35 protein-coding genes and 1 pseudogene are annotated in these 24,030 nt (G+C 42.7%); 16 read left to right on the top strand and 20 right to left on the bottom strand.

Annotated features, from left to right (window positions below; all coding sequences use genetic code 11):
• The 4 genes and pseudogenes from AAFP11_RS24070 to AAFP11_RS24055 all read right to left on the bottom strand — a co-directional run.
• A pseudogene (locus tag AAFP11_RS24070) lies at positions 1 to 231 on the bottom strand (allophycocyanin); the annotation flags it as partial.
• 626 nt (positions 232 to 857) lie between these two features.
• Positions 858 to 1,793 (bottom strand): polysaccharide deacetylase family protein, encoded by a 936-nt coding sequence (locus AAFP11_RS24065; protein WP_341739306.1) that lies wholly within the window; start codon positions 1,791 to 1,793, stop codon positions 858 to 860.
• A 206-nt stretch (positions 1,794 to 1,999) separates the two neighbouring features.
• Positions 2,000 to 3,589 (bottom strand): bifunctional pantoate--beta-alanine ligase/(d)CMP kinase, encoded by a 1,590-nt coding sequence (locus AAFP11_RS24060; RefSeq protein WP_341739305.1) that lies wholly within the window; start codon positions 3,587 to 3,589, stop codon positions 2,000 to 2,002.
• A gap of 48 nt (positions 3,590 to 3,637) precedes the next feature.
• Complete coding sequence (locus AAFP11_RS24055) at positions 3,638 to 4,714, bottom strand: septal ring lytic transglycosylase RlpA family protein (protein WP_341739304.1); 1,077 nt, start codon at positions 4,712 to 4,714, stop codon at positions 3,638 to 3,640.
• A 508-nt stretch (positions 4,715 to 5,222) separates the two neighbouring features.
• On the opposite strand from AAFP11_RS24055, the gene purM reads away from it, so the two are divergent.
• Positions 5,223 to 6,254, top strand: a complete 1,032-nt coding sequence (purM, locus tag AAFP11_RS24050) for a phosphoribosylformylglycinamidine cyclo-ligase (RefSeq protein WP_341739303.1) — start codon at positions 5,223 to 5,225, stop codon at positions 6,252 to 6,254.
• Positions 6,255 to 6,461: 207 nt separating this feature from the next.
• A complete protein-coding gene (locus tag AAFP11_RS24045) occupies positions 6,462 to 7,985 on the top strand; it encodes a glycerophosphodiester phosphodiesterase family protein (RefSeq protein ID WP_341739302.1) in 1,524 nt (507 codons plus the stop codon).
• 364 nt (positions 7,986 to 8,349) lie between these two features.
• Here AAFP11_RS24045 and AAFP11_RS24040 read toward each other — a convergent pair whose 3' ends face one another.
• Complete coding sequence (locus AAFP11_RS24040) at positions 8,350 to 8,496, bottom strand: hypothetical protein (protein ID WP_341739301.1); 147 nt, start codon at positions 8,494 to 8,496, stop codon at positions 8,350 to 8,352.
• A 167-nt stretch (positions 8,497 to 8,663) separates the two neighbouring features.
• Here AAFP11_RS24040 and AAFP11_RS24035 point away from each other — a divergent pair, with 167 nt between their 5' ends.
• From AAFP11_RS24035 to AAFP11_RS24015, 5 genes are all read left to right on the top strand, one after another.
• Entirely contained in the window at positions 8,664 to 9,305 is a 642-nt protein-coding gene (locus tag AAFP11_RS24035) for a Uma2 family endonuclease (protein WP_341739300.1), read from the top strand.
• A 122-nt stretch (positions 9,306 to 9,427) separates the two neighbouring features.
• Positions 9,428 to 9,913 carry a hypothetical protein gene (locus AAFP11_RS24030; protein ID WP_341739299.1) on the top strand — a complete coding sequence of 162 codons (486 nt, stop codon included), beginning with the start codon at positions 9,428 to 9,430 and terminating at the stop codon, positions 9,911 to 9,913.
• Positions 9,914 to 10,023: 110 nt separating this feature from the next.
• Positions 10,024 to 10,299 carry a hypothetical protein gene (locus tag AAFP11_RS24025; RefSeq protein WP_341739298.1) on the top strand — a complete coding sequence of 92 codons (276 nt, stop codon included), beginning with the start codon at positions 10,024 to 10,026 and terminating at the stop codon, positions 10,297 to 10,299.
• Positions 10,300 to 10,342: 43 nt separating this feature from the next.
• Positions 10,343 to 10,708: a papain fold toxin domain-containing protein gene (locus AAFP11_RS24020; protein WP_341739297.1), complete on the top strand. Its 366-nt coding sequence runs from the start codon at positions 10,343 to 10,345 to the stop codon at positions 10,706 to 10,708.
• An 18-nt stretch (positions 10,709 to 10,726) separates the two neighbouring features.
• A complete protein-coding gene (locus AAFP11_RS24015; protein ID WP_341739296.1) occupies positions 10,727 to 11,101 on the top strand; it encodes a hypothetical protein in 375 nt (124 codons plus the stop codon).
• Positions 11,102 to 11,331: 230 nt separating this feature from the next.
• On the opposite strand, the gene AAFP11_RS24010 is transcribed toward AAFP11_RS24015, so the two are convergent.
• From AAFP11_RS24010 to AAFP11_RS24000, 3 genes are all read right to left on the bottom strand, one after another.
• The gene (locus AAFP11_RS24010; protein ID WP_341739295.1) at positions 11,332 to 11,484 is read right to left on the bottom strand and encodes a type II toxin-antitoxin system HicA family toxin; all 153 of its coding nucleotides are present in this window, start codon (positions 11,482 to 11,484) and stop codon (positions 11,332 to 11,334) included.
• Positions 11,485 to 11,537: 53 nt separating this feature from the next.
• Positions 11,538 to 11,741, bottom strand: coding sequence for a type II toxin-antitoxin system HicB family antitoxin (locus AAFP11_RS24005; RefSeq protein WP_341739294.1), 204 nt, complete (start codon positions 11,739 to 11,741; stop codon positions 11,538 to 11,540).
• Between the two features lie 70 nt (positions 11,742 to 11,811).
• Complete coding sequence (locus AAFP11_RS24000; RefSeq protein WP_341739293.1) at positions 11,812 to 12,150, bottom strand: hypothetical protein; 339 nt, start codon at positions 12,148 to 12,150, stop codon at positions 11,812 to 11,814.
• A gap of 139 nt (positions 12,151 to 12,289) precedes the next feature.
• Here AAFP11_RS24000 and AAFP11_RS23995 point away from each other — a divergent pair, with 139 nt between their 5' ends.
• Both AAFP11_RS23995 and AAFP11_RS23990 read left to right on the top strand, forming a co-directional pair.
• Positions 12,290 to 12,583 (top strand): DUF433 domain-containing protein, encoded by a 294-nt coding sequence (locus AAFP11_RS23995; RefSeq protein WP_096828231.1) that lies wholly within the window; start codon positions 12,290 to 12,292, stop codon positions 12,581 to 12,583.
• On the top strand, positions 12,580 to 12,774 hold the full coding sequence (locus AAFP11_RS23990) for a DUF5615 family PIN-like protein (protein WP_341739292.1): 195 nt from the start codon (positions 12,580 to 12,582) through the stop codon (positions 12,772 to 12,774). Before AAFP11_RS23995 ends, AAFP11_RS23990 begins: the two co-directional genes overlap by 4 nt.
• A gap of 257 nt (positions 12,775 to 13,031) precedes the next feature.
• On the opposite strand, the gene AAFP11_RS23985 is transcribed toward AAFP11_RS23990, so the two are convergent.
• Genes AAFP11_RS23985 through AAFP11_RS23970 form a run of 4 tightly spaced genes read right to left on the bottom strand, consistent with a single transcriptional unit; the run spans position 13,032 to position 14,021 of the window.
• Entirely contained in the window at positions 13,032 to 13,418 is a 387-nt protein-coding gene (locus AAFP11_RS23985; protein ID WP_341739291.1) for a hypothetical protein, read from the bottom strand.
• Between the two features lie 10 nt (positions 13,419 to 13,428).
• Positions 13,429 to 13,605, bottom strand: a complete 177-nt coding sequence (locus AAFP11_RS23980; protein WP_341739290.1) for a hypothetical protein — start codon at positions 13,603 to 13,605, stop codon at positions 13,429 to 13,431.
• On the bottom strand, positions 13,602 to 13,817 hold the full coding sequence (locus AAFP11_RS23975) for a hypothetical protein (protein ID WP_341739289.1): 216 nt from the start codon (positions 13,815 to 13,817) through the stop codon (positions 13,602 to 13,604). The genes AAFP11_RS23980 and AAFP11_RS23975 overlap by 4 nt, the downstream gene beginning before the upstream one ends.
• A gap of 18 nt (positions 13,818 to 13,835) precedes the next feature.
• A complete protein-coding gene (locus tag AAFP11_RS23970; protein WP_341739288.1) occupies positions 13,836 to 14,021 on the bottom strand; it encodes a hypothetical protein in 186 nt (61 codons plus the stop codon).
• A 144-nt stretch (positions 14,022 to 14,165) separates the two neighbouring features.
• Between AAFP11_RS23970 and AAFP11_RS23965 the strand changes: the two genes are divergently transcribed.
• Together AAFP11_RS23965 and AAFP11_RS23960 are read left to right on the top strand one after the other, a co-directional pair.
• Positions 14,166 to 14,585, top strand: a complete 420-nt coding sequence (locus AAFP11_RS23965; RefSeq protein ID WP_293207627.1) for an element excision factor XisH family protein — start codon at positions 14,166 to 14,168, stop codon at positions 14,583 to 14,585.
• Positions 14,573 to 14,944 carry a XisI protein gene (locus tag AAFP11_RS23960; RefSeq protein WP_341739287.1) on the top strand — a complete coding sequence of 124 codons (372 nt, stop codon included), beginning with the start codon at positions 14,573 to 14,575 and terminating at the stop codon, positions 14,942 to 14,944. Before AAFP11_RS23965 ends, AAFP11_RS23960 begins: the two co-directional genes overlap by 13 nt.
• Here the strand turns inward: AAFP11_RS23960 and AAFP11_RS23955 are convergent.
• Complete coding sequence (locus AAFP11_RS23955) at positions 14,941 to 15,330, bottom strand: hypothetical protein (RefSeq protein ID WP_341739286.1); 390 nt, start codon at positions 15,328 to 15,330, stop codon at positions 14,941 to 14,943. The two genes, AAFP11_RS23960 and AAFP11_RS23955, sit on opposite strands and share 4 nt — an antisense overlap.
• Positions 15,331 to 15,405: 75 nt before the next feature.
• On the opposite strand from AAFP11_RS23955, the gene AAFP11_RS23950 reads away from it, so the two are divergent.
• Positions 15,406 to 15,699 carry a type II toxin-antitoxin system RelE/ParE family toxin gene (locus tag AAFP11_RS23950; RefSeq protein ID WP_341739285.1) on the top strand — a complete coding sequence of 98 codons (294 nt, stop codon included), beginning with the start codon at positions 15,406 to 15,408 and terminating at the stop codon, positions 15,697 to 15,699.
• On the top strand, positions 15,696 to 16,010 hold the full coding sequence (locus tag AAFP11_RS23945) for a hypothetical protein (protein ID WP_341739284.1): 315 nt from the start codon (positions 15,696 to 15,698) through the stop codon (positions 16,008 to 16,010). The genes AAFP11_RS23950 and AAFP11_RS23945 overlap by 4 nt, the downstream gene beginning before the upstream one ends.
• 71 nt (positions 16,011 to 16,081) lie before the next feature.
• On the opposite strand, the gene AAFP11_RS23940 is transcribed toward AAFP11_RS23945, so the two are convergent.
• Both AAFP11_RS23940 and AAFP11_RS23935 read right to left on the bottom strand, forming a co-directional pair.
• On the bottom strand, positions 16,082 to 18,067 hold the full coding sequence (locus AAFP11_RS23940) for a dynamin family protein (protein ID WP_341739283.1): 1,986 nt from the start codon (positions 18,065 to 18,067) through the stop codon (positions 16,082 to 16,084).
• Between the two features lie 78 nt (positions 18,068 to 18,145).
• Positions 18,146 to 20,077, bottom strand: a complete 1,932-nt coding sequence (locus tag AAFP11_RS23935; protein ID WP_341739282.1) for a dynamin family protein — start codon at positions 20,075 to 20,077, stop codon at positions 18,146 to 18,148.
• An 18-nt stretch (positions 20,078 to 20,095) separates the two neighbouring features.
• Between AAFP11_RS23935 and AAFP11_RS23930 the strand changes: the two genes are divergently transcribed.
• Complete coding sequence (locus AAFP11_RS23930) at positions 20,096 to 20,431, top strand: hypothetical protein (protein WP_341739281.1); 336 nt, start codon at positions 20,096 to 20,098, stop codon at positions 20,429 to 20,431.
• A gap of 33 nt (positions 20,432 to 20,464) precedes the next feature.
• A complete protein-coding gene (locus AAFP11_RS23925) occupies positions 20,465 to 20,977 on the top strand; it encodes a LuxR C-terminal-related transcriptional regulator (RefSeq protein ID WP_341739280.1) in 513 nt (170 codons plus the stop codon).
• Positions 20,978 to 21,094: 117 nt separating this feature from the next.
• Here the strand turns inward: AAFP11_RS23925 and AAFP11_RS23920 are convergent, their stop codons facing one another.
• From AAFP11_RS23920 to AAFP11_RS23905, 4 genes are all read right to left on the bottom strand, one after another.
• Positions 21,095 to 21,229, bottom strand: coding sequence for a hypothetical protein (locus AAFP11_RS23920; RefSeq protein WP_341739279.1), 135 nt, complete (start codon positions 21,227 to 21,229; stop codon positions 21,095 to 21,097).
• The gene (locus AAFP11_RS23915) at positions 21,216 to 21,551 is read right to left on the bottom strand and encodes a XisI protein (RefSeq protein ID WP_341739278.1); all 336 of its coding nucleotides are present in this window, start codon (positions 21,549 to 21,551) and stop codon (positions 21,216 to 21,218) included. Before AAFP11_RS23915 ends, AAFP11_RS23920 begins: the two co-directional genes overlap by 14 nt.
• Complete coding sequence (locus AAFP11_RS23910; protein ID WP_341739277.1) at positions 21,539 to 21,958, bottom strand: element excision factor XisH family protein; 420 nt, start codon at positions 21,956 to 21,958, stop codon at positions 21,539 to 21,541. The genes AAFP11_RS23915 and AAFP11_RS23910 overlap by 13 nt, the downstream gene beginning before the upstream one ends.
• A 70-nt stretch (positions 21,959 to 22,028) precedes the next feature.
• On the bottom strand, positions 22,029 to 22,340 hold the full coding sequence (locus tag AAFP11_RS23905; RefSeq protein WP_340519762.1) for a DUF433 domain-containing protein: 312 nt from the start codon (positions 22,338 to 22,340) through the stop codon (positions 22,029 to 22,031).
• A 368-nt stretch (positions 22,341 to 22,708) separates the two neighbouring features.
• On the opposite strand from AAFP11_RS23905, the gene AAFP11_RS23900 reads away from it, so the two are divergent.
• The gene (locus tag AAFP11_RS23900) at positions 22,709 to 22,837 is read left to right on the top strand and encodes a hypothetical protein (RefSeq protein WP_341739276.1); all 129 of its coding nucleotides are present in this window, start codon (positions 22,709 to 22,711) and stop codon (positions 22,835 to 22,837) included.
• Between the two features lie 54 nt (positions 22,838 to 22,891).
• Here the strand turns inward: AAFP11_RS23900 and AAFP11_RS23895 are convergent.
• Positions 22,892 to 24,030: calcium-binding protein (locus AAFP11_RS23895; protein WP_341739275.1), on the bottom strand; the 1,139-nt coding region annotated here is incomplete at its 5' end.

Raw genomic sequence — 24,030 nt, 5'->3', positions numbered from 1 at the left:
TTCCCGTTGACCGTAAGCATTACCTCCAGGGGAAATAAAATCAGGGCGTTTTTTCCAGAGTTTTTTGCTAGCTTCATCAACAATTTTTCTTTCACTGTCAGAAAGCGCAGTAGCAATGCGTACCCGCTGTTCCCCCGTTTTAAAAAAATCATTGATACTTTGAAGTTCGCCGGTACTCGGATAACGAAGTTCGTCGTCGGCTTGGAGAATTAATTGGCTAACTACGCTCATTTGTTATTCAAATTTTTGAGGATATTTGAGAGTAACATTAATTGACATTCTCATCCCTTAAAGATGAGATTCTTGGTTCAATGACTTACCTTGCTTCTAACATCGATCGACACTAGAAGTAGTGGGCAAATCTCCCCAAGCGTGATGCTTAGTAACTAAGCCAGTTTCCTTGTGCCCCAAGGTACTGTGGGAACAATTCACAAACTGCGATCGAGAGTTTGAATGTCGGCAGACATTTGGACTGTTGGACGAGTTTTCGCTGCTTCGCCCCCATAGCATATCGCACAGGCTTCATCGAGGGAAATCTCCCCGATCGAAGCTTAACTTGAGGAGCAAGGGTTTCAAAAGTAGAAATACAGCTTGCGATTGAGCTTGATGCCGCTCGACCTACTCCAGTCCGAAACACAGATCTTGCAGTACCATAGTGAATTCTACCACGACTACCTGTGAGCAAATCTAAAAAGCTATCCTTTTTGAATCTCCCCACCTCCAAGGGCGAGGGATTATGGCTCACCAAGCTGATAACGGGACACTTAGGCGAAGCTGAGCCTGCATCGCATTCAACTATCCCTCTAGCCACTCAAATAGCCTGAAGGTGAAATTTCGTATACTTTTTTCCCATTTGGTTATTTCTGTGCTGTTTGCTGCTGTTTCAAGTTTTTTGCTTCCATCTCCAACAATTCTGGAACTGTTACAAATGTGTACCCTTCTTTTTTTAATTTAGCAATAATATTGGGCAAAGCTTCCACAGTCTTGGATCGATTACCACCGCCGTCGTGCATCAGGACAATACCGCCGGAATTAGCCTGCCGCATCACATTTTCCATCAACGATTGTGTAGCAGTGCGCCAATCTAAAGAATCAGCAGACCACATCACAACTGTATAATTTTTCTTTTGAGCATAAGCTGCTAATCCATTGTTTAAAATACCTCCCGGTGGGCGGAACATATAGGTTCTGATGCCTGTTAATTCCTCAATTAACGAGGTCGTCCGATCGATCTCGCGCGCGGCACCCTCTTCGTTATACTTAATGTATTGGTGGTTCCAAGTGTGGTTCCCGATCGCATGACCAGCCTGAGCAACTTTTTTCCCTAGTTCTGGATAAACTTGTAGGTATCTTCCCACCCAGAAGAAAGTCCCTTTAATATTGTTCTGTTTGAGAATATCGAGGATTTGTACAGTTGTTGTCGGCCAGGGACCGTCGTCAAATGTCAGGGCGATCGCCTTTTGTCGGGAGTCGAGTTTGCCCTGACGCAGGGTTGTACCCTTAAACTTGGACGGTAGGGAAGAGTTAAAACGGACTTTCTCCAACCTATCTAGAGTGTTTTCGGAAAACTCTACTCTCTCGGCGATCGACTGTTTCAAATTATTAACAATAGATTTCGACTGTTGTACTTGTGACTGGGATGCTGTCACCAGTTGCGCCTGCGATAGCGACGCTGGCTGATTTCCTCGCGAGTTCATCGGCAACGTCACGCCCATTACAAAACTACCCAAGGCGGCTATAAAAGCAACGATCAAAGTTTTTCGCCGCCTAAACAGCCGTTTGAAGTTTTTCACGTTTTTATCTCCTTGACACCTTACAGAGTTACTTTTAGATTTTAAGTGGGAATGGGGAATGGAGAATTAGGAATGGGGGATTGGGAGGAGTTCTGGCGGAGAAATTGGGTTATTAAAGCGTCCAGGAACCAATGCCGATCCAAGGACGGTGAGGTATGTTGACAATTCTCTAATCCCAATTCCCAATTCCCAATTCCCAAAGACTATTAACTATTCCCTATCCTCTCTTTGTATAACCCGACAATCCGATCGATCGCTTCGGCAATACTCAAACCGTCTGTTTGAATTTCCACAGCATCAGCCGCTTTACGCAAAGGTGACACCTCGCGGGTACTATCCTTGGAGTCTCGCAGGGCGATGTCCCGTTCCAACTGTTCCAAACTGGTTTTAGCCCGATCGGTATCATTGAGTTGTAATAGCCGTCGGCGCGATCGCTCTTGTACCGAAGCGGTTAAAAAAATCTTCAGTTCTGCATCGGGAAACACATTAGTACCTATATCACGACCTTCTGCCACAATTCCGCCTGTTTTGCCGCAAAGCCGCTGCTGTTTCACCAAAAATTGTCGCACGGCGGGAACAGCCGCAATTTCCGAGACGCGGGCTGTCACCTCCAAACTGCGAATTGCCTCGGTGACGTCTTCGCCGTTAATCTTTAATGTCAAAGATGAAGGGTCAAGGTTGTATTCTAAATAACTGGAATTGACTAATTCGGCGATCGCCAATTCGTCGCCCATGGCAGTGTTGGTAGTCATCACCAGCCACGTCACAGCTCGATACATCGCCCCTGTATCTAGATAACACAGACCCAGAGCTTGGGCGACTTGTCTGGTAACTGTAGATTTGCCAGCGCCGGCAGGTCCGTCGATCGCCACAATTGGCCGACGATTCCTGATAATTATATTGTCAATCAACCGAGTAGAGCCGATTCTGGCTGCCACGGCTAAAAGTCCCGCCGTTTCCACAACTGCCAAGGGTGCGAGAGTGTCGGGATTGACCAGTTCAGCATACTCTAGGGAGACTGATGGCTCAAGGGCAAATTCTGCTGTGACGGCCGCCAGTGTCGCCTCCGCAGTGCGATCGCCCCCACAGAAGGTTTTCCACCCTTGCTGTAGAGCGCGGTAGAGTATGCCAGCTTGCTGTTTTTGCTCTGGTGTTAAATATTGATTGCGAGAGCTCAGGGCTAGTCCGGAAGCTTCACGGACGATCGGACAAGCAATAATCTCTACAGGCAAGTTAAAATCGGCGACCAGTTTTCGGATAATTGCTACTTGCTGGGCGTCTTTTTGACCAAAATAAGCTCTTGTCGGCTGCACCAAACTCAAAAGTTTAGTGACGATGGCTGCTACACCCTGAAAATGACCAGGCCTGGACTTGCCACACAAAACCGATGTCATCGCCGGTGGTGGGACAACTTGAGTCAAGGATGAAAGGTCAATCAGTGTCACCGCAGGAGTCTGGGCTCCTGAGTTGCCTGTCTCGATGCCCGAATCCCCAAACATTTCCAGTTCTGAGGGAGCAAAAATTACATCAACTCCAGCTTCTTGGCATAGCAGCCGGTCTTGCTCCAAATTGCGAGGATAGTCTTGAAAATCCTCCTTTGGCCCAAATTGCAGCGGGTTGACAAAAATGCTGACCACGACGATCGCATTTTCTTGTCTGGCCCGCTGGATCAAGCTCAAATGCCCGCTGTGCAAAGACCCCATCGTCGGCACTAAACCGATTTGTACATGGGATGCTACAGATTTTTGTGAATTTAAGTAGCAGCGTAGGGCTGCAATGGTAGTAAACAGGCGCACGGATACACTCCTGAAGGCATTCGTCTGTATTGTGCCTTACAGTAGGGTTTAACGTCCAACAGTTGCTCGTGGCTTTGGTGCTATGACTTCAATTTCCACCGGAGCTACGCCACTGCCCATCATGCCGAGCACGCTGGCTGCGCCTGCGGACAAGTCAATCACTCGATCGCCCACATAGGGGCCTCGGTCATTGATGCGGACGACGACGGTACGGCCGTTGTCGAGATTTCTTACCATTAGTAGAGTTCCGAAGGGCAAGTTCCGGTGGGCTGCGGTCAAATCATTTTGGTTGAATCGCTCGCCACTGGCGCTGAGGTTGCCGTCAAAGCCTGGGCCGTACCAGGATGCCCAGCCATTGATCCGAACTTGAACTGGGCCTAGGGAAAGCACCGGGCTTTCAGGTTGGGGCTTGCCGATCACTTCTTGGAGCGGTGGGGCGTTACCCAGCAGCCTGCGGAGGCGATTGGTTGCTTGTAAGGCATCTAGGCTGAAGTCGCTGGTGGTATCCGGGAGGATGGTTTCGGCGTTAATGTTTACCAAGTCCTCGCCGTTTGCCTGGATCAGGTAGCGATTGCCTTTTTCCCACTTGACGGTAATGCTGTTTGGGTCAACGTTGTTGCGCGCCAACTGATTGAGTCTTGCTGCTAAGCTTGACGCCCGCCACACAGGGTCGGTTTCTTGGGCGCTGGAATTGCTGGACTTTTTGGTGTCAGACCCATTTTCTCTCTGGCCGACTACTTTCAACTGACTGGTGGCATTTACAGAACTTTTGCCAGTCTCTGTCTTTTTGGTATTCGCTTCTGGACTCGTGTTCAGAAATGTGATGACTGGAATGTTCCGCACGTATACTGTCGCTGCTTGTCGCCCTTCCAATTCGTGGGACTGAATTTTGGCGATCGAGTTTTGTTCAATGTCAGCTCTTGCTTGGTACTGATATTGTCCAACTTTTTCTGCTTCGACCCGAGTCGTGTTTAACTGCGGGGACGGTTGGGTCAAAACTACTTGCTTGTTTTCCTGAAAGTTTTGCCTGGAAGTATCAGTTGCTTGTGCGTGACAAGATGATGCCGTTCCTACCGCAGGAACTAAGAGGACAGCTAGTAGACTACCAACAAATTTTTCCTTCATACGTCCATTTTTGTGAAGAGCCATTGCTAACGGAGGTTAGGGGATTGGCCTGATGGGCGATCGGCATTAGGGATTTCCCTCCTGTCCTTCGCTGTTCCCCCGCGAGTCAAATCAAACTGTCGGGCTGCATTTTTGCTTTTGTGTTTGGGCCAAATAATTTTTTGGCTGCAACTTCCCTGACACTTGACAACTCATACTCAATTTGCAATTTGTGTTTTGTTAACGAACTGCAACAGACTACCACAAACTTTTGAGCTTGGGGATCGCTGTTCCCACGCATTTTGCCAAAAATTCCTCGGATCTTCACAGTTCACTCTCTGAGAAAATGCTTTAATGACAGTGCTTGCAGAGTTTTTCGCAATTCCTGAAAAATTTACAAAAATTTACAAAACTTTACAGAAATTCATAAATATTTTGTGGACGCTAAAATCTCAAATCTCCCATCTCAAACCTCAAATCGCTAGACTTGGCAATAAACTAAAGACTAGAAATCGACTAAGGCGAACTTATGGACTATCGGGAAGCAGGTGTGGATGTTGAGGCGGGCAGAGCTTTTGTCTCGCGCATCGGCAGTATGGTGAAGAGCACCCACCGATCGGGTGTTTTAGGCGGATTCGGCGGGTTTAGCGGGTTTTTCAGCGTCCCGGAGGGTTTAAAAGAGCCGATTATGGTTTCCGGGACTGATGGCGTCGGGACTAAGTTGAAATTGGCCCACGAACTCGATCACCACGACACCGTAGGTATCGACTTGGTGGCGATGTGCGTCAATGATGTGCTCACATCCGGGGCGGAACCGCTATTTTTTCTCGATTATTTGGCGACGGGAAAGTTAAATCCCGAACAACTAGCTGCTGTGGTTGCTGGCATTGTTGATGGTTGCAAGCAAGCTGGCTGTGCTCTGTTGGGCGGGGAGACAGCCGAAATGCCCGGTTTTTACCAAGCGGGAGAGTACGATTTGGCTGGCTTTTGCGTCGGAATTGTCGAAAAGAGCAAATTGTTAGACGGTTCGCGGGTTACAGTCGGAGATGTGGCGATCGGGCTGGCTAGTTCCGGCGTCCACAGCAACGGTTTTAGTTTGGTCAGAAAAATTGCAGGCGATTTGGGTTTTGACTGGCATTCCCAACCAGAAAAATTAGGTGGCAAAAGTTTAGGAGAAGTCCTCTTAACTCCCACTACCATTTATGTAAAGCCAGTTCTCGAAGCCATTAACAGTGGTTTGGATATTCACGGCATGGCCCACATTACTGGCGGCGGTTTGCCGGAGAATTTGCCTCGCTGTTTGGCAGCCAATCAATCTATCAAAATTGACACTAATAGCTGGCCCAATTTGCCGATTTTTGAGTGGATTGCTCAAGCCGGCAAAGTTGCCACTGTTGATATGTTCCATACTTTTAATATGGGCATTGGTTTTGTGCTGTTGGTCGATCGCACCGCAGTCGATCGCACAATTCAATGGTTTGAATCTCAGGATATTCCCGCTTGGGCGATCGGAGCAGTTATTGACTCTGATGAAAATCATAGCACTTGTCAAATCGCTTAGGAAAAATATTTTTTGGGTGGGCGCTACCATTATCCCACCCAATTAAGAGAAATATCCTCCCAGCAGTACCCACCCAAAACTTTACCTTTGCATTACTAAAAATTAAGCAATTTATAGTAATCAATTAATCTTGCCATGATAATTTTTGAGTGACTTCAACAAAAAGTCAAAGTAATTATCTTTGAGTCAATCAGGAAAATTAAAATCATGGCAGTTACTGAGTTTTTTTTACTGACAAATAGCGATGACAATTTCACCGTTACTCCTGGCTTACTCAAGGGAATATTGGGGGGGATTTCAGCCCTTGGTGGTAACGACAATATTACCGGAAGTAGTGATTCAGAGGCAATTAATGGCAATTCTGGTAATGATTCACTGTCTGGTGGTAGCGGCAACGACACCCTGATTGGCGGTCAAGGTAATGATATCTTGCTAGGTGGAGATGGGAACGATTTTCTCAGTGGAGACAAAGGTTTAGATACTCTCACTGGCGGCACTGGAAATGATACGTTCTTGTTGCGTCGCACTCAAGGTGCTGATGTTATTACTGATTTTAGTTCGGGCGATCGCTTAACCTTAGAAAATCAACTTCAATTCTCGGACTTGTTAATTACTAGCACCGGGCTAAATACAGCAATTAGCCTCCGAGACGGCACATTGCTAGCAACAATCAATGGAGTGCCAACTATTAACCAAAGCAATTTTGTTGAACTGCCCCGCCGCCCCTTAATTATCGGACATCGCGGCGCAAGTGGCTACCGCCCTGAGCATACCCTAGCTTCCTACGAATTGGCGATCGAGATGGGTGCAGATTTCATTGAACCAGACTTAGTTTCCACTAAAGATGGAGTGTTAATTGCCCGCCACGAAAATGAAATTTCGGGGACTACTGATATTGCCAAACGACCGGAATTTGCCGATCGCAAACGCAAAAAAACCATTGACGGTGCAGAAGTAGAAGGTTGGTTTACAGAAGATTTGACCTTAGCCGAAATCAAAACTTTGCGGGCGCGGGAACGCTTGCCAGAGTTACGGGGGACAGCATTTGACGGTCAATTCCAAGTTCCTACATTTCAAGAAGTCATCGATTTAGCCAAGCGCAAAAGTGCCGAAAAAGGGCGAACAATTGGACTTTATCCAGAGACAAAACACCCGACTTATTTTAAGTCTGTTAATTTGCCTTTAGAGCAACGGTTAGTGCAAGTGCTGTCTGCTAATGGATATACCAAACGCACAGATCCGGTGTTTATCCAATCCTTTGAAGTGGGAAATCTCAAAGAGTTAAATCGCTTGACAGACTTGCCGCTGGTGCAGTTAATGGATGACTTTGCAGAAAAACCCTATGATTTTGTCGTGAGTGGCGATCGGCGTACCTACCGCGATTTAATGACAACCCAAGGGTTAGCAGAAATCAAAACCTATGCTGACGGAATCGGGCCTTGGAAGCGGACAATAGTTGTCGAAGGTGCAGATAAGAAATTACAGCCCGCTAATACTTTAATCACCGATGCTCACCTGGCTGGGTTATTAGTTCACACTTACACTTTTCGCAATGAATCTCCTACTTATGTGGCTCCAGAGTATGGCGGTAATCCAGCTTTGGAGTACGAACAATTTTACCGATTAGGTGTAGACGGTGTGTTTAGCGATTTTCCCGATACAGCTTTTAATGCAGCGGCACGGCTTTATCCTTTCTCAAGTGTAGACTCTCTAAAAGGCGTGAGTTTGTAGGATTTACTCGGCGAATCGGTTAGGAAAAATTCTTGTAGGATGGGCGCTGCTATCATCTCATCCAATTAGGAGAAATATCGTCACAGCAGCGCTCACCCTATTACTATGTCTTAACCACCTTGACGGTTGCTATAGTAATGGGGTAGATTAATTTTAATTGATTGAAATAAAAAAAAAATCGCCATTTTTTTGAGGGTAAAAAGCTTGACTTTTCCCAGCCAATGAAGTACAATCTAATAATGGGAGTGGTGAGTAAAATAATTATTTTACTCACCACTCCCATTCTCTAAAATATACCATAAAAATCCCCGCCCTGTCAATAGATAATCCTTCTTTTTTAAGGCAAATTTTTTTAACAAGATTTTCAGAAAGTGCGATCGCATTCACCAATAGAACTAAGGTTAAAAAACCCGATTTCTAAGACAAATCCTGCATCTCGGCGACGAATATTCACGTAGAAACCTGGTTTTTCGTAGCCCATCCCTAATACCAATTTAATGTGAAGTTGCATATATCTCGATCCCCCTAAATCCCCCTTAATAAGGGGGACTTTGATCGGAATCTTGTCCCCCCCTTATTAAGGGGGGTTAGGGGGGATCGGATTCTATGCAGCCTCATAAAAAATTGGTACAAGTCCTAACTAAATTACAATGAAGACAACCTAAAGGAGGTAATAGTATGTTGACAAGCGATATCAAAGCTCTACTTGACCAACAAGCACTCCAACGCCAAGATCCCGAATGCCGCTATATTACCGATCGCGTTAACTGGGAACAATACGAAACCTTACTCACCAGAAATGGGGATAGTTCAGCATATCGAGTCACATATTTAGATGGAGTCTTAGAAATTATCTCACCTTCCCGTCGCCATGAAATCAGAAAAACGCGCATTGGAGACCTTTTAGTCATTTACTTTTTAGAAGCCGATATCGACTATTTTCCCTTTGGTTCTACAACCCTGCGGCAAGAGGAAAAAAGAGGCGGGACAGAACCCGATGAAGCTTACTGCATTGGTACAGACAAAGAATTTCCCGATTTGGCAATTGAGGTTGTTGTTACCAGTGGTGGCCTGAATAAACTGGAAGTTTACAGAAGGTTAAATGTTAAAGAAGTTTGGTTTTGGCAAAATGAACGTTTTAGCCTCTACTACCTGCGAGAAGAAATTCCAGTTCAATTTGTCCAAACCTGCGGTTATGAGCAAATCAGTCGCAGCGAAATCCTCCCTGATTTAGATATAGAATTGCTGGCAGAATATGTCCGATATCCGAATTCCCTCGCAGCCGTTAAGGAATTTCGACAACGACTGATGTCTCGTTAGAATGACAGTAAACATTGGGTAGGGTGCGTCGCTGTGAGATTGTCGCTGTTTTTTTGGGATTTTTGATGGCGACGCACCCTACAGATACTATACTTAAGGCATCATGCTAGTTTGTAATTCAGATGAACACGATCGCGATCGCCCTTTCAGATGAGCGCCTACTAAAATTACAACAAGTCGCGAACGACTTAAATGTCTCGATAGAAGAGTTGGTTTTAATAGGGATAGAAAATTTACTTGCACAGAAAGAAGTTTCTTCACAAAATACTACTCAAAATATCCTCAACAAAAAAGCTGGAATTTCCCCTGAGATAGTTGACAAATTTTATGCACTAGCCTCGGATTGGGAGAAAGAGGTTGCTGGACTTTCTTCAACTGCCCAAATGTCTCAGTATCCGGCATATCAGGAAATTATTAATATGGGAACTAAAATCGTGCCACTGTTGCTATTAGAATTGAAAAAAAATCCTGTTTACTGGTTGTCGGCTTTGGGTGCAATTACGGGGGAAAATCCCATTAAACCAGAACAAAGGGGAAGAGTAAAACAGATGGCCTCAGCTTGGATAGAGTGGGGTAGAAATCAAGGCTACCTGGAAGAGAATGTATAGAAGACCAGAATTTGAATTCAAATTGAACACGAACTCGATGGGTTGGTTGGCGACAGGTACGGAGTTGTCGGTCAAATTCTCAAACGTGCGGTAAATTAGGGATTAGTGCCATGTCCATTTCCAAACCTGAAAAGCCACAGTCTTTAAAACCGATTAATCCCCCGGATCTTCAAATGCGGGCGATCGCCTACAGTTTAGATACTTTAATTCCAGGGCTCTACATTTGGCTAGGTGCAATCAAAATTCGGATTGGGGGTAGTTTACCAGAAGAAAGTTATCCGGGGACTATTCACAGTCCAATTGGCATTGCTTTAGTATTCCCTGGCTACCACATCTACAGCACTTATCAAGGTAGCTATGACCCTACGGATAACTATTTATGGTAAAGCGGAGTTAGGATAGTACCAAGAGATGGTCAAATAATTAAACATGATCGATGACGAATTACGACAACAAATTTCTGAAATAGCTAGTAAATTTAAGCTGTTTGAATGTAATACTTGCGCTTTAAGCATCCAAGAGTTTTTAATTCAAAGGGGTATTTCTGGAAAAAAAATTAAAATTTATACTGGCAGTGCCAAGGGAAAGTATGGTAATATTTACCATGATGACCTCGGACAAAATATTGCTACAAATGGACGGCATGAAGCGATTTCAGTTCAAGTTAATGGGGAGGAATTAATTTTTGATAATATCCACAATGAAGGAATTACTAAACAAGAGTGGTTGGGAAAATTTTATTGTTTGGCAATGGATCTGGGCGGTCAATTTGAGATTACGGAAATTGAATTTTAGCTGAAAGGAGATGAAACAATGTTAGATTTGTATGATTTGCTAGGAAAAATCAAGCAAAGATCGTCTTTATACTTGGGGAATCGATCGCTTAGTCATCTTCATGTTTTTTTGGACGGTTATACCTTTGCCCGCCGTCAACTTGGCATCCCTGTAACAGAACAAGAAACAAAGTTTGAAGAGTTTCAAGAGTGGATAGAGAATCGATTTAACCAAGCAGATACTCAATCTTGGAGTCGGATTATTCTTTTTTATTCTGAGGATGAATCCGATGCACTGAAGCGCTTTTTTGATTTATTTGAAGAATTCTTGAATAGTGAACAGTTCCCCAAAATTGATGCAACAAATAATTCTGAAATGTCTGATGAGTTGAGTGTTGTAGGTGTAAATGGTTGAGTCGGATATTGATAGGGATGGGAGATGAGCGATCGCACTTTCGGACAAAAAGGGCGATCGCACTTGGGAAAAAGAAACAAGTGCGCTACACTCAAAGCATTATGAAACTGCTTTGAGGTATTGCGTTACAGGCTTCAAATCGATGTCATCGTTGTTCGTCACACTTTGACCAACTGATTCTCGAATTTTCATGTCTTTTCCCTCACTGAAAGTAGAGTACACGCACCCTATCAGAGTAAATCTTCTTCAGATAGCTGGGCTATTTTCATTAAAGCTCTCAAGGTTCCAACTTTCAAATCTTGATTGCGGTGAACAGGAATTGACAAAATTTGCTCTAATTCTGGGTTTTCATAGATATGATGACTCCCAGTAATTCTTTTCAAAACCCAACCTTTCTGCTCTACTATTTTGCAAAGTTGTTTGCCAGAAATAGATTTTATACAGTAATCTCCACAATTTTATCTGTGGAAGCAACTGCTTCACGACTATTAGCAACTTCGAGCCAGCCGACCATAGCATCTTTTAAATTAATCATCACTTCTTCGATAGTGTCTCCTTCAGTAATGCACCCAGGCAGTGCGGGAACTTCTGCCCAATAGCCACCTTCTTCTGCTGGATGAATGATTGCTCTAATTTTCATACATTTATTCAGTTATTTGTTAAGACTATCATAGCAAATATCAATCAATTATAGTGAGTATCTAGTACAATCATTGTAGCACTTCCCAATCTTCCAACGAAACCGCAGGTTCAAACGGTTCATCATAGCCAATGACTGTGCCGCGCAAAGGATATAGAAAAGTATTTTTCATGGTTTCATTTACCAAATTTAGATAGCTAATGAATTCTCGATATCCATCCAATTCTGTTTGTTCTTCGGAAGTTAAATTTGATGCTTGTTGTTGAGCTATTAAAGTTTGAATTCGTTCCTGGGTTTGAATGGAAGCGCTGAATATTAAGAGTCCGTTGACTAATTCAATGTGGACAGAACCTTCGCTGGGCAAGCTGCTGGGTAAGTGAGGCAGTTTGAGGGGCAAATTAGCAATCATGGCATTAATTGACTGTATTTGATGTTGGTTTTTTAATTATACCGATCGCAGTGAAAATTAGGTTATGTTAAACTAGAATTAGCCTGCCGGGGTTTTAGCATAAGTTATAATCAAGATCGATGTGTCCGGTTAATCTCCCATGACTACACAATCTGCTTCGCGTTATGTCGCACGTCACCCTGAAATCTTGCAAGGGGAACCAATTATCGCAGGGACGAGAACTTCCGTTCGTGCGATCGTGGAATTGTGGCGTTTAGGTATTACTCCTGAAGAAATTCCGATGCACTTACCTCATCTGAAATTAGCTCAAATTTTTGACGCACTGAGTTTTTATTTGGACAACCAGGAAGAAATAAATACTTATATTGAGCGCAATCGAATTCCTGAAGAATTGATTCATCCTGCTGTGAAAGCTGCCATGAAAAAACCGTGAAACTATTTGCAACTATTCATACAGATGAAGATGTTTCTAGGCTGGTAGCGACTTTGCTGCGGGCTAGGGGTTTTGATGTGACGACAACCAGCGAACAGGGAATGCTGAGTCAATTGGATAGCCAACAATTGGCTTATGCTGCATCTGTCGATCGATGCTTGCTCACTCACTCACAATCGTGTGGATTTTGAGCGATTACACCTAGAATATATGACAGAAGGATGGGAACATTCGGGTATCATTGTTACTCCTCAAAAGAACGCCTATGAGATTGTGCAACGGGTTGCTATTCTATTAAATACGTTGACGGCTGATGAAATTGCTAATCAGCTTTTATATGTGTAAATTGAGCGTCTATTGAAAAATGAGCGATCGCATTTTGGAATTCGACATGGGAAAGGCGATCGCAATGCACGGAAAAAGAAACAATTGCGCTACACCCAAAACATTATGAGACTGCTTTGAGGTATTGCGTTACAGGTTTCAAATCGATGTCATCGTTGTCAGTCAGTATTTTGAATAAATGACGCGGGATGCCTGCTGCAATCAAAACTGACAAATCGCGATCGAGCTTTGAGAAGTCTTCATAGATGCCAACAAACTGACTGACGCAAGCTAAAGATTCATTTTTTGGGTCATTGACTCCCGTGTATTTATACTGAATATCAAAACCTGCTTTTTCGCCAATTTCTTCGATATCCCAGTCTACAAGATTAAGATCGATCGCTTCAACGGTTAGGGCAATATGACCGGGTGGTATGGGGTCAAGAGGCTCGCAGCACCAGCCCTCAGAATTGTTCCAGACACTCTTACCAAGAGATTCTCTAATTTTCATGTATTTTCCCTCACTGAAAGTAGCAGCGAAACCAGGCTTTGCCTTCAGGACGAACATCTGCAAGAGATTCTTCATATTCAGTTGCTAGCTGTTGGCATTTCTTTTTCGCTTCTTTTAGGTTATACGCTTGTACGGGTTCGTTGATGGGATTGCCAAGCTCTTCTTTTTCCCGATCTGGATCTCTCACTCGTCCCCCTTTTTGCTGCTTTTGCTGGATGAGGGGGCTTGCTGAGCCTGGAACCATATTTCTATTGCTTCTTCCAACCCTTCTCCTATATTTAGCTGCTTGAGAGTACACGCAGCTTTAAACTGAAGTCCTAGTTCTTTTCGGACATCTCCCGATAGCTGTATGTAATTTGGGTCCTGTCGCTTGGCTGACACTTCTGTACTTTTTCCCATTTAGGTTTCCTCCAATTTTTATATTCTCGCGATCGTACACCTGTTCTGCTGATATGTTATCATGTTAACAAGTTGAATATGTGCGCGAGTGAATAAAAAAAGGGCGATCGCTTTTGGGATAGCTGGATGCAAAGGAGCGATCGCCCTTTTGGATTCGGAATGAGAAAGGCGATCGCACTTTGCCCAGTCCTCATAGATACTCACAAACTGACTTACGCAAGCTATAGTTAAATAAGCTTAACAATGTAATATAACTATGGTTGACTAAGCTGAACTATGGTAAAATGACACTAACTCAAAAGTTTATACAAAAATCTCTAATATTCACATCGTTCAAAAGGAGCAACAGTGTCAGCAAAAGATTACTATCATCCAGTTGTGAAACAGGCACTTGTTAAAGCTGGCTGGAAAATTACTCATGACCCATTGTTAGTGAAATGGGCCAAGCGAAAACTATTTGTCGATCTCGGAGCAGAAAAACTGATTGCTGCTGAAAATAATCAGTCTAAGATAGCTGTTGAAGTTAAAAGTTTTATCAGTGATTCTAAAATTTTAGATTTAGAGAAGGCTTTGGGACAATACATTCTTTATCAGAAAATTTTAGAACAAACTGAACCGGAAAGAACGCTCTATCTTGCTATGCCGGTGATGTCTTTTGAAGAGCTTTTTATTGAAGATAAATTTGCTGATATTTTATTGGTAGATAATCATTTAAAGTTGATTGTTTTTAATCCACAAATGGAGGAGATTGTGAAATGGATACCATAGCAGATTGCCGCCAGATTGTCAAAGGAATTATTAATGAATACTCAGGTTTTTTGAATTCTGAAACTGAGGTACAAAGTCAAGTAATTTTCGATTTAGAAAACGACCGCTATATGTTACTTTCGATGGGATGGTTTCAGGGGAGAAGAATTCACGATTGCGTCATACACATGGATATTATCTACGGTCAAGTTTGGATTCAAGCTAATAATACCGATCGCTCGATCGCTGAAGAATTAGTAGCAGCGGGCATTCCCCCTAAGTTAATTGTTTTAGGACTTCAACCGCCTGAAGTAAGAGCTTATACAGCTTATGGCGTACCGAATTCAATACATTCTCAAGAATTATTGCAAGTGGGTTAAATTTGGAGAGGAAGAGCGATCGCCCTTTTGGTTATTTGGACAATAAGGGCGATCGCACTTTGGAAAATAAGGGCGATCGCCCTTTGGAAAGCTGCAATCAAAGCTGACAAATCGCGATCGAGCTTTGACCAGTCTTCATAGATGCCGACAAACTGACTTACGCAAGCTAAAGATTCATTTTTTGGGTCATTGACTCCCGTGTATCTGTACTGAATATCAAAACCTGCTTTTTCGCCAATTTCTTCGATATCCCAGTCTACAAGATCTAGGGAAATTGCTTCAACGGCTAGGGCAATATGACCGGGCGGTATGGGGTCAAGAGGCTCGCAGCACCAACCCTCAGAATTGTTCCATACACTCTTACCTTGAGATTCTCGAATTTTCATAAGTTTCTGAGCATAAAATGTTACAAACTTGGTTATGATAATTAAGAAAAGACGATAGTTAATTTATTAACTTAAATGTACCAGATTGAATACACTCCGCAAGCAATACAAGACATAAAATACTTTAAGAAGCACGAGCAACAACAAATCTTGAGCGAAATTCCTGTGCAATTGCGATATGAACCTAGTGTTGAGACTCGTAACCGCAAGCGCACTCGACCTAATAGTATTGCAGGTTGGGAATTGCGGATTGCGGAGTTTCGAGTCTTTTATAATGTTGAAGAACAGGTACAGATTGTAGAAATTAAGCGTATTGGCGAGAAAGAGGGTAATACTTTTTTATTTCGAGGACAACAGGAGGATGTATGACAATTAAATGGAATTATCGAGTGTTTCTGGAAGATAACGGCGATTATATCATTCGGGAAGTGTTTTATGAAGCAGGTGGAGCGATCGCAGGATGTACTGAAAATGCTGTGGAACCTTGGGGAAAAAGCTTAGAAGAATTAGCAAAAAACATTGAGTGGTTTAAAGAAGCATTGACGTTACCCGTTTTGACACTCGCTGACATTCCCGAACCGCTTCGGAGATCGGAGTCAAAGCAAGAGCACAGCGGCAACATTTCTCACGAGCAACTGATGGTAGAATTAGGTTTGGCTGAGCCATTTCCCGTGAATTAAATGTAGGGGGCGATCGCCCTTTTGGTTATTTGGACAATAAGGGCGATCGCTCTGGGAAAAACAAAAAATTGCTACATCTGAGCAACTTGTCTCATCAACTCATTCAGTTCCCCATCAATAGCATTTAATCGATCCGAGAGCAATTTTAACTCCTGAATCTTTTGGTCAACATTGACTTGACCTTTTTGCTTTTCAGCCAAAATTGAGTTAACTTGAGTCCGAACACTTTGAATCTCGCTACCAAGTCCTCTATCTACACCGTCCTCAATTTCTTTAATCTTAGCTGCAACAGCATTGGCTACTTCATCGGGCTGGTTTGATGCTTGAAATTGAATTTTGTATTCTTTCCCTACTTGTTGTTTAACTTTGTCGTTAATCCCATTAACCTTAATGAAGGCTTGTAATGAACTACTAGCAAGTATTGCTGGAACTAATATCCAAGGATTTAGTCCAACAAGCAAGTAAGTTATGCCAACAGTAGCAAGTTGAGGAATAAGACTTTTGAGCATTTCTTTGTAGCCAAATAACCCTCCTATCGCGGCAGAACCATAGTCCATCAATACAAAACCAGCAATCCCAGAAAGGATGCGATTAATCGGAGAAATTTTAGTATCTTCTACCTGGACATCTAGTTTTGATACCTTAGTTCCAGAAATCTCAACACGCACTCGATCTAAATCGGAGAAAAAGTTGCCTGCTTTGTCTTCTAATTCCTTGAATAGATCATCCAAACGACTTCCTAGAAAGGGCTGTAACTCCTGACGTTGCCATTGGGTAAACTCTTTCTCTACTTTGCTAGAAAGATATTGAGTTACCTCTTCAACAACTCTTTTAGCCGCCGCTTCCATCTTGAAAACATCTTTCCACAATATGATGCTTTCTTGGATTGTATATTCACTCACCCAGTCATCAATTTTGTCACCGACTTGATTCAGAAGCTGACGAGATTTTCCTCTAACTAACTCTTTAATATCTTCGCGGAAGTTCGATATCCTTCTAACTATGCTTTCACGCTCCTTTTCTAGAGATCGCAATGACTCCTGAGCATCAGCATAGCGTTTTTCCAAAGTTTGCAAATCAGTTCTCAGCATAGATTCTCGCTGAGGAATGATTTTTCGGGACTCCTCAATAGACATTCGGAAGACTTTTTCTGAACGGACAATTTTCACCCGCCCTCTTTCCTTAGCTAAAAATGTTGCTAGTGCTTGCTCTACAAGTTCTATACCAGAAGCCTTAATCCGGTTCACATCGTTCTCTAAATAACCTTCCAAAGCATCCACAGCCGTGATGAAAAAGATACCCTTGGTTCCTTGTTTGGTTAGATTACTAAACTGAGATAAGCCGTGTTGTCTGACTCGCTCTTGCTCTTCTTTTCTGCGAATATCATTGAAGCGATTGCAGATAAAAAAGATATCCTCATGACCGCAATTACTCAACAGTTCGATCATCTTCTGTTCGGAAATTGACGGACCGAGTTGTTCGCAAGACAGAACAAAAAGCACAGCATCGACTCTTGACAAGTAATCCACTGTGACTTGCTGGCGTACTTCGTTCTCATTCAGTCCCGGAGAATCAATAATTTCTACACCATTGCGACAAAGTTCCAAAGGCCAAAATAATTCCACCTTTTCATAGGGGCTTTCTTTGCCTTCTTTTTTACCAGAATCTTTAATAACAACATACTCCTCAATTTTGTCCACAGGTATTTCCTGGGGCGGTCGCGGTGAACCAGAAGCAGGCTTTTTGTGATATAGCATCGCTTTCTGCTTATCTCCCCATTTAACTTCATTAATGATTGCAGTAGTTGGTGTTGAGTATGCTGGTAGCACTTCTTGTCGCAACAAAGCATTAATAAAAGTGCTTTTTCCCCGCTTAAACTCACCCACTACAAGCACTTTGAAGCCATCGGTTAAAATTCGCTCCTCTAGCTTACGAATATTTGCTTCTGTTTCGGTCATGTTAAGAGAATGTAACACATCTATTTGCTGCTTTACCAAAACAGCTAGGGCGTTACGTTTTTGTTGAAATAACTGATATTGTCGATCGTTAGAGTTCATAGTAGTCTCCTTTTGACTATTAGATAGAGTTTAGCCAGCGAGATTAGAGAGATTGAGTTAGGTAACTGATTTAATACATCAACGTAAATTGACTTTTATTTGCAGTTGCCTTCGCTCAATCTCCGCTAAGTCAGCTTGAATGGTCGCTTGCAACTGTGTCAACCGCTGCAATTCCATTTTTTGTTCGTCCAACATACCATCTACAACGGATTTGTAGTGAGTAATGTAAGCATTAATCCGCTGATTTATGGCTGTCTTCAGGTTGTCCGCATCTTTTTTTACTGTTGGTTGCACCTGTTGTTTGATTTCAGCAAAACAGTTATAAATTTTAGGTCGAATTTCATTCCAAATCTTTTGCTTGCGCTCGTCAAGCAAGCCACGAAATAGATGAGAAAACAAGCCTGCCATTGCATTACCAAAACTTGAACTGTTGAGTTGTTGTGCTGAAGAAATAACTGAATATGTATTGATTGAAATATTACTACTTGCGAACACCGAATTAGTTTCAACACGCCCACCTAATGCTTGTAAGCTCCGATAGACTTCAGTAAATTTTTTATCAAAATATTGCCCAACTTCGTGTGCAGACTGAGAAAGATTCTGGCATTCATTTTGAATACTATCACTTAGTAAGTTTTGTTGCTCTCGTAAAATTGTCGCAACCTTAGTATTAAGAACATACTTGAGACCGTCCCAATCACTTGCGCCAAAAATAGCTTCTTTTACTTTAGCAGTAGTTCGATCTCTAAAATTATCAACATGATCGTTGATTTTATTTTCCGAGCGAGTAGCAGTTCGATCGATCATATTAATACACTCTCTATATTGTTGATTTTTAAAATATTCAATGTCTTGAATAGTTTCTTTCTGAATTTGAGCTTCTTTTTCTTTGTATTGATTCCATTGAGATTGTAAATAACTTTTGATTTGATTAAATAGCTGACCAAATAAACCTTGGATATTTTCACTAATAATCGCATTTCGTTCAGATTTTAAGCGTTCTATGATTTCAACCTGCATTTGCGTGAATTGCTCGATCCAAAATTCCGGGTTATTTACTGCTTGCTGCTCTCCTGTGACATCATCCATAACAACCTGAGCAGAACATGAATACAATTTATTAGGATTAACTTCTAGCTGATCTACCAATCTCTCTCTCACATTAGCCAACATTCTATTATGTTCTCTCTGGCGAATTTGATCCATGCGGCTAACAACAAATATACAGCGATCTAGCGAAGATTGTATTGTCGAGATCAAAAATTCCGCCAAAGTGTCACTTACAGGTTGTGTAGCAGGAATTATAACAATAGCAACATCAGCTTCGTTTTCTACAATTTCTCGTGTAATTTGTGCGTGTCTGGTATTGGTAGCATTAGTACCAGGTAGGTCAATAATCACGATATTATTTTGTAGAAAAGTGGCTGGATGATTAATATTAACATCAATAACTTCTTTGGCTATCTCTTCTTCAGACGTAACTTTGTGAATAAACTCCCTAATATCTATACCCTTAGCCCTAATGTCTTCAGATGTAATTATATTTGTAAGATTATTTGAGCTGTTAAAAAGGCTGAATAAAAAAGCAACGGCATCATTTAAAAAATCTTCAATAGCAGTTACTATGTCAAAGTCTAAACCTAAATTTTCGATAAATCTAATAATAGCTGATATAGCATTTCTAGTCCAAAATCTTCTTGGTTTAATTATTTCTGGTACTTGCCTAAAATTTATTTCTATGTTAATTTCTTGACCATAGCGTAATCTAGTAGCAGCAGCAGTTGTCACTAAAGCTGATGTTTTCAGCAAATTATCACGAATTAAAGCATTAATAAATGTACTTTTACCACTAGAAAATTCTCCAATCACTGCTAAGTAAAGATTGGGGTCGTTTTGTCTTTGCTGAATGCGTTGTATTAGCTGATTTAACTCAATTTTTTGGGATTGGGGCAGTTGCGATCGCTCAATTACATTATCGGCAAATTGTATATGGTCATCATAATTATTCATATTACTATCCGTTAAATTTTGGCTAAAAAAAAGCGGAATTGCCCGATCGATCGCACGCACGCACCCCAAATAGATACCGCAACGCCTAAGCATCCAGTACCAACTCGGCCCCGCACCAAGCAACGTCTTGCTCCTATATATGTATTCGGTTTGAATTCCAAATTTTATGCAAAATCTGGCGTATTGTTACAAAACTTTACACTAGCCCACCAACCGCTGCTGTGTCCGCACCCTAAGCTCTTCACAAAAAGCTCTATGTTTTTACAACAGCAGACCGATCGCCACATCGGTTTCAGCAATGATAAACTAAGTTATACTCAGATAGCAACTAACCAAAGCTATAACTTTAGTTAGGCTATAGCTATCAACTAAGCGAGACATACTGCGATGACATCCAGCGACGAGATGTTTGCCGAAGCTGCGAATAACTGGGACTTGGAAAGGCTCTACAAAGCTATGGCAGAAGCCAAGTGGCAAGTATCTCCCCGTTCCAGAAAGGGACTTACAGAACGGGAAAAGCTTTTTCTCCGAGGTTTGCTCTGCGGCCACAGCCCTGCGGAAATAGCTAGCCAACTCCATCAAAGTCGTAAAGGTGTTGAGGTTTATATATCTAAAACTTTATATCAATACTTTAAAAAAATTACAGATGTACCTAACGAAAAGGTAAGCAACTGGAGAAATATTCACAACTGCCTAGAGGAAGCTGGATATAAAACTATGCCGTCTGTTAAATCTCACTCAAGCAATTATTCACCCCAAGTTCCATTAGTAAATATAGTTAACATAAGTTTAAACAATCAAAGTCATTCAATAACAATTGACATTCACCTCCAACTAACATTACCTTCGCTTTCAGAGGCAACAATGACAGAAGACATGGATGGAAAAGATCGCCCGTAAACTAACTAATCTAACTGAAGTGCGATCTGATTAATTCTATCAAGGTGGTATCAGCTTAATCTGGTGGTTGCTCTGTAACCCGTTCTTTCCAGTATCCTGGTTCTGGATTGCAATGCATTACTGCCACAATGTCAAAGTCGAAATTTGCCCGCCCGGTAGCTTAGGGCGATCGCCTACAATAGAATCAACACTCATTGCGATCGCGCGATCGACAGTAAAACAGAATTTTCCAAACACCCTAAGCAACGCCATAGCTCGTAAATGGTCTTGCATAGGGAGGTTGAAGCCCCAAAACAATATCCTCCCGCGCCACACCCATCAGCACTAACTCCTCAGCAATTAATTCATCAGTTTGATTGCGTTGAATCCAGACTTTTTCATTGCGGATATCTAAGTGAATCGGGCAACTATAAATCCGATTATGACCGTCCCAACCTAAATCTAATATCTGATAGTGGTCATGTTCTGTGTCAAATAATACCTGAATTTCAATGTCGCCATTGATGGGTTTAGTCTTGCTATATTCCATCAGGAAAGTGCGAACAATCTGCCGATATTTAGTTAATCTATCCATTCCACAATCACCTCATTAGTAGGGTCATATACCAACAACTTCAGATCATACTCAGCGATCGCCGCTTGTGGCAAAGCACGAGAGAAAAATGAATTATAGGCTGCGATCGGAACTGCCAAATAGAGCGATCGATCTGGCTCCAGACTCCTGAGTGCTAGTCGATAATTCAGAAATTGACCGAGGGCTAGGTGGAAATCAAACATGGCTGATTCACTCAGAAAGCTTTTAACCTCCACGGCAATTTTCTGCAAACCTCGCTCTGCAACTAGAAGCTTTTCCGCTCCCAAGTCAATCCTGAGTCGATCGTCTTCACTAAATTTTAGCTTGAGCGGATCGTCGGTAATCACCCAATTATCCTTCAGAAGAGCAGATTTCACAGACTCATGGAAAACATCCCTAGCCGACATAGACTTTACTCAAAGACCTTGTTTCTATTCTATCCCAACCCAATCTTCTCATACCTAAAAGCGATGCCACTTACAACAACCCCTTAGCTCGCATTTTTACGAAAAATGGTGAAGGCGAAAGCAGAGATTTTTCCTGTTGCACCTGCTCCCATTCTGCACGAATCTCCTGCTCAATTTCAGCTTGAAAGTCGAAGTAATAAGCCATCGCTGCATGAGCCTCCGACTGCATCAAATAAGGATGCTGGCGGCACATTTCTTCCACTGACCAACCGTAGGCTAGATAATCCATCACAATCTGAGCAACCCGCACGCGGGGTATCCGCTGCAACCGTGCGGGTTGACCCGCTACTTTCTCGATATGAGGATAAATTATTGATAGCATAATGATATCCCAAACTAAAATCGCTCAATAGTTAAGTACAATCTTGTTTGATTGTAGCCCAAGAAATTAGGAGACTGCACGTGCCGTGTCCCTACAATATTATTTTGGATTAGATACACTCCAAGAGCCGTCTCCTCTATCTTGACGGTGCAACCTCCTGAATTGATATCATTCACCATCCACTGCCCCTACATCAGCCGATCGCGCCTCCGATCAATTTTGGCCAACGCAGCACCCGAAACATCCGCCACAATACTGATAATCCGATACAAAGCCACCGCACCCAGAATTATACCCGTAGAATAGCGATCGCCAATAATGGAAAACTTGTAGCCACAATTCGGATATTCGCCACTTTTTGCCAGTGAGTGACAAAAGCTTGGGCCATCGAGAATGTCCTAACCGTTGTGGTAGTTGCTATACAAGTGGCGATCGCCCAATCTCTCCTACCTTTTCCGAACCTGAGAGTAAATCAAATTTTACAAGGCGATATTTAATGGCGATCGCCTTGACGCACCATTTATTGCGTGGTGCGTCAGTTGTAAGCCTGTTTAAATTAAGCTGAAATCGGCAGCACTGATTATGCTAGCAGAAACTCCATTTAAAGCAGCTATAATTTCTCCTGTTTCCACAAACTTAATTAAAGTATTGCCGCTGTTTTCCGTAACACTTAATTGCGCGAATGTCAAGCCATTAGCTAGCATCAACAAATCTTTGCCAACTTCAAAATCGGCTATAATATCGATACCAGAATTGGTGGAGAGTAAAAAGCGATCGCTCCCAGCACCGCCAATTAAACTATCATCGCCCAAACCGCCAATCAAAGTATCATTTCCTTTGCCTCCCCAAAAAGTATCATTTCCCTCGCATCCGTCGAGCAAATCATTGCCAATACCCCCACTCAGACAATCATTACCACCACCTCCGCAGAGGATATCATTGCCATAATTGCCGTAGAGAGAATCATCGCCTTCGCCACCGAGGATTGTATCATTTCCCTTGCCTCCAAAGGCGATATCATTACCTTTGCCACCGTCGATAAAATCAGCACCTTCACCCCCCAAAATTAAGTCGTCATCTTCCTTAGCATTTATTGAATCATTTCCGCGATTTCCGAATATGATATCTTCGCCTTCACCGCCAACAATGATGTCATTACCCTTACCGCCCAACAGGATATCATCTCCCTTGTTACCGTCAATAAAATCATTGCCTCGATTGCCGTAAAGGATGTCATTTGCTTCACCGCCGTAGAGGTTATCATCGCCTAAATCCGCATCGAAAATATTCGGACTTGGACTGCCGTAAAAAGCATCATTTTCCGCAGTACCAAACAGAATTTCACCGCTACCATTGCCGTTGATAATGTTGTCAGCTTGGTTGGGGCGATCGAGATTTGGATACTCAATAGTATTGCAAATGCAATCCGGGGAAGAAGGGGAAGGGGAAGGGGAAGGAATTAGAGTTGGTGTTGGAGTTGGCGCAGGCGTCGGAGTTGGAGTTGGCGCAGGCGTCGGAGTTGGCGTGGGAGTTGGCGTGGGAGTTGGTGTATCGGTTGGTGTTGTTGTGGGAGTCGGAGTTGTGGGAGTCGGAGTTGTGGGAGTCGGAGTTGTGGGAGTCGGAGTTGTGGGAGTCGGAGTTGTGGGAGTCGGAGTTGTGGGAGTCGGAGTTGTGGGAGTCGGAGTTGTGG

Origin of the sequence: Microcoleus sp. CAWBG640, from assembly GCF_020883015.1 — a bacterium.
GTDB classification, from domain to species: Bacteria; Cyanobacteriota; Cyanobacteriia; order Cyanobacteriales; family Microcoleaceae; genus Microcoleus; species Microcoleus anatoxicus.
This window is presented reverse-complemented; position numbering and strand designations above follow the sequence as displayed.

Bases quoted from the DNA above. Each gene is read 5' to 3' on its own strand.
- purM (WP_341739303.1), top strand. From the start codon at position 5,223: ATGGACTATCGGGAAGCAGGTGTGGATGTTGAGGCGGGCAGAGCTTTT.
- AAFP11_RS23915 (WP_341739278.1), bottom strand. From the start codon at position 21,551: ATGGATAGATTAACTAAATATCGGCAGATTGTTCGCACTTTCCTGATG.
- AAFP11_RS24025 (WP_341739298.1), top strand. From the start codon at position 10,024: ATGTCCATTTCCAAACCTGAAAAGCCACAGTCTTTAAAACCGATTAAT.
- AAFP11_RS24005 (WP_341739294.1), bottom strand. From the start codon at position 11,741: ATGAAAATTAGAGCAATCATTCATCCAGCAGAAGAAGGTGGCTATTGG.
- AAFP11_RS24020 (WP_341739297.1), top strand. From the start codon at position 10,343: ATGATCGATGACGAATTACGACAACAAATTTCTGAAATAGCTAGTAAA.
- AAFP11_RS23960 (WP_341739287.1), top strand. From the start codon at position 14,573: ATGGATACCATAGCAGATTGCCGCCAGATTGTCAAAGGAATTATTAAT.
- AAFP11_RS23905 (WP_340519762.1), bottom strand. From the start codon at position 22,340: ATGCTATCAATAATTTATCCTCATATCGAGAAAGTAGCGGGTCAACCC.
- AAFP11_RS23955 (WP_341739286.1), bottom strand. From the start codon at position 15,330: ATGAAAATTCGAGAATCTCAAGGTAAGAGTGTATGGAACAATTCTGAG.
- AAFP11_RS23975 (WP_341739289.1), bottom strand. From the start codon at position 13,817: ATGGGAAAAAGTACAGAAGTGTCAGCCAAGCGACAGGACCCAAATTAC.
- AAFP11_RS23910 (WP_341739277.1), bottom strand. From the start codon at position 21,958: ATGTCGGCTAGGGATGTTTTCCATGAGTCTGTGAAATCTGCTCTTCTG.
- AAFP11_RS24040 (WP_341739301.1), bottom strand. From the start codon at position 8,496: ATGCAACTTCACATTAAATTGGTATTAGGGATGGGCTACGAAAAACCA.
- AAFP11_RS23935 (WP_341739282.1), bottom strand. From the start codon at position 20,077: ATGAATAATTATGATGACCATATACAATTTGCCGATAATGTAATTGAG.
- AAFP11_RS23985 (WP_341739291.1), bottom strand. From the start codon at position 13,418: ATGAAAATTAGAGAATCTCTTGGTAAGAGTGTCTGGAACAATTCTGAG.
- AAFP11_RS24055 (WP_341739304.1), bottom strand. From the start codon at position 4,714: ATGAAGGAAAAATTTGTTGGTAGTCTACTAGCTGTCCTCTTAGTTCCT.
- AAFP11_RS23920 (WP_341739279.1), bottom strand. From the start codon at position 21,229: ATGGCGTTGCTTAGGGTGTTTGGAAAATTCTGTTTTACTGTCGATCGC.
- AAFP11_RS24000 (WP_341739293.1), bottom strand. From the start codon at position 12,150: ATGATTGCTAATTTGCCCCTCAAACTGCCTCACTTACCCAGCAGCTTG.
- AAFP11_RS24030 (WP_341739299.1), top strand. From the start codon at position 9,428: ATGAACACGATCGCGATCGCCCTTTCAGATGAGCGCCTACTAAAATTA.
- AAFP11_RS23950 (WP_341739285.1), top strand. From the start codon at position 15,406: ATGTACCAGATTGAATACACTCCGCAAGCAATACAAGACATAAAATAC.
- AAFP11_RS23945 (WP_341739284.1), top strand. From the start codon at position 15,696: ATGACAATTAAATGGAATTATCGAGTGTTTCTGGAAGATAACGGCGAT.
- AAFP11_RS23940 (WP_341739283.1), bottom strand. From the start codon at position 18,067: ATGAACTCTAACGATCGACAATATCAGTTATTTCAACAAAAACGTAAC.
- AAFP11_RS23995 (WP_096828231.1), top strand. From the start codon at position 12,290: ATGACTACACAATCTGCTTCGCGTTATGTCGCACGTCACCCTGAAATC.
- AAFP11_RS24035 (WP_341739300.1), top strand. From the start codon at position 8,664: ATGTTGACAAGCGATATCAAAGCTCTACTTGACCAACAAGCACTCCAA.
- AAFP11_RS23925 (WP_341739280.1), top strand. From the start codon at position 20,465: ATGACATCCAGCGACGAGATGTTTGCCGAAGCTGCGAATAACTGGGAC.
- AAFP11_RS24015 (WP_341739296.1), top strand. From the start codon at position 10,727: ATGTTAGATTTGTATGATTTGCTAGGAAAAATCAAGCAAAGATCGTCT.
- AAFP11_RS24045 (WP_341739302.1), top strand. From the start codon at position 6,462: ATGGCAGTTACTGAGTTTTTTTTACTGACAAATAGCGATGACAATTTC.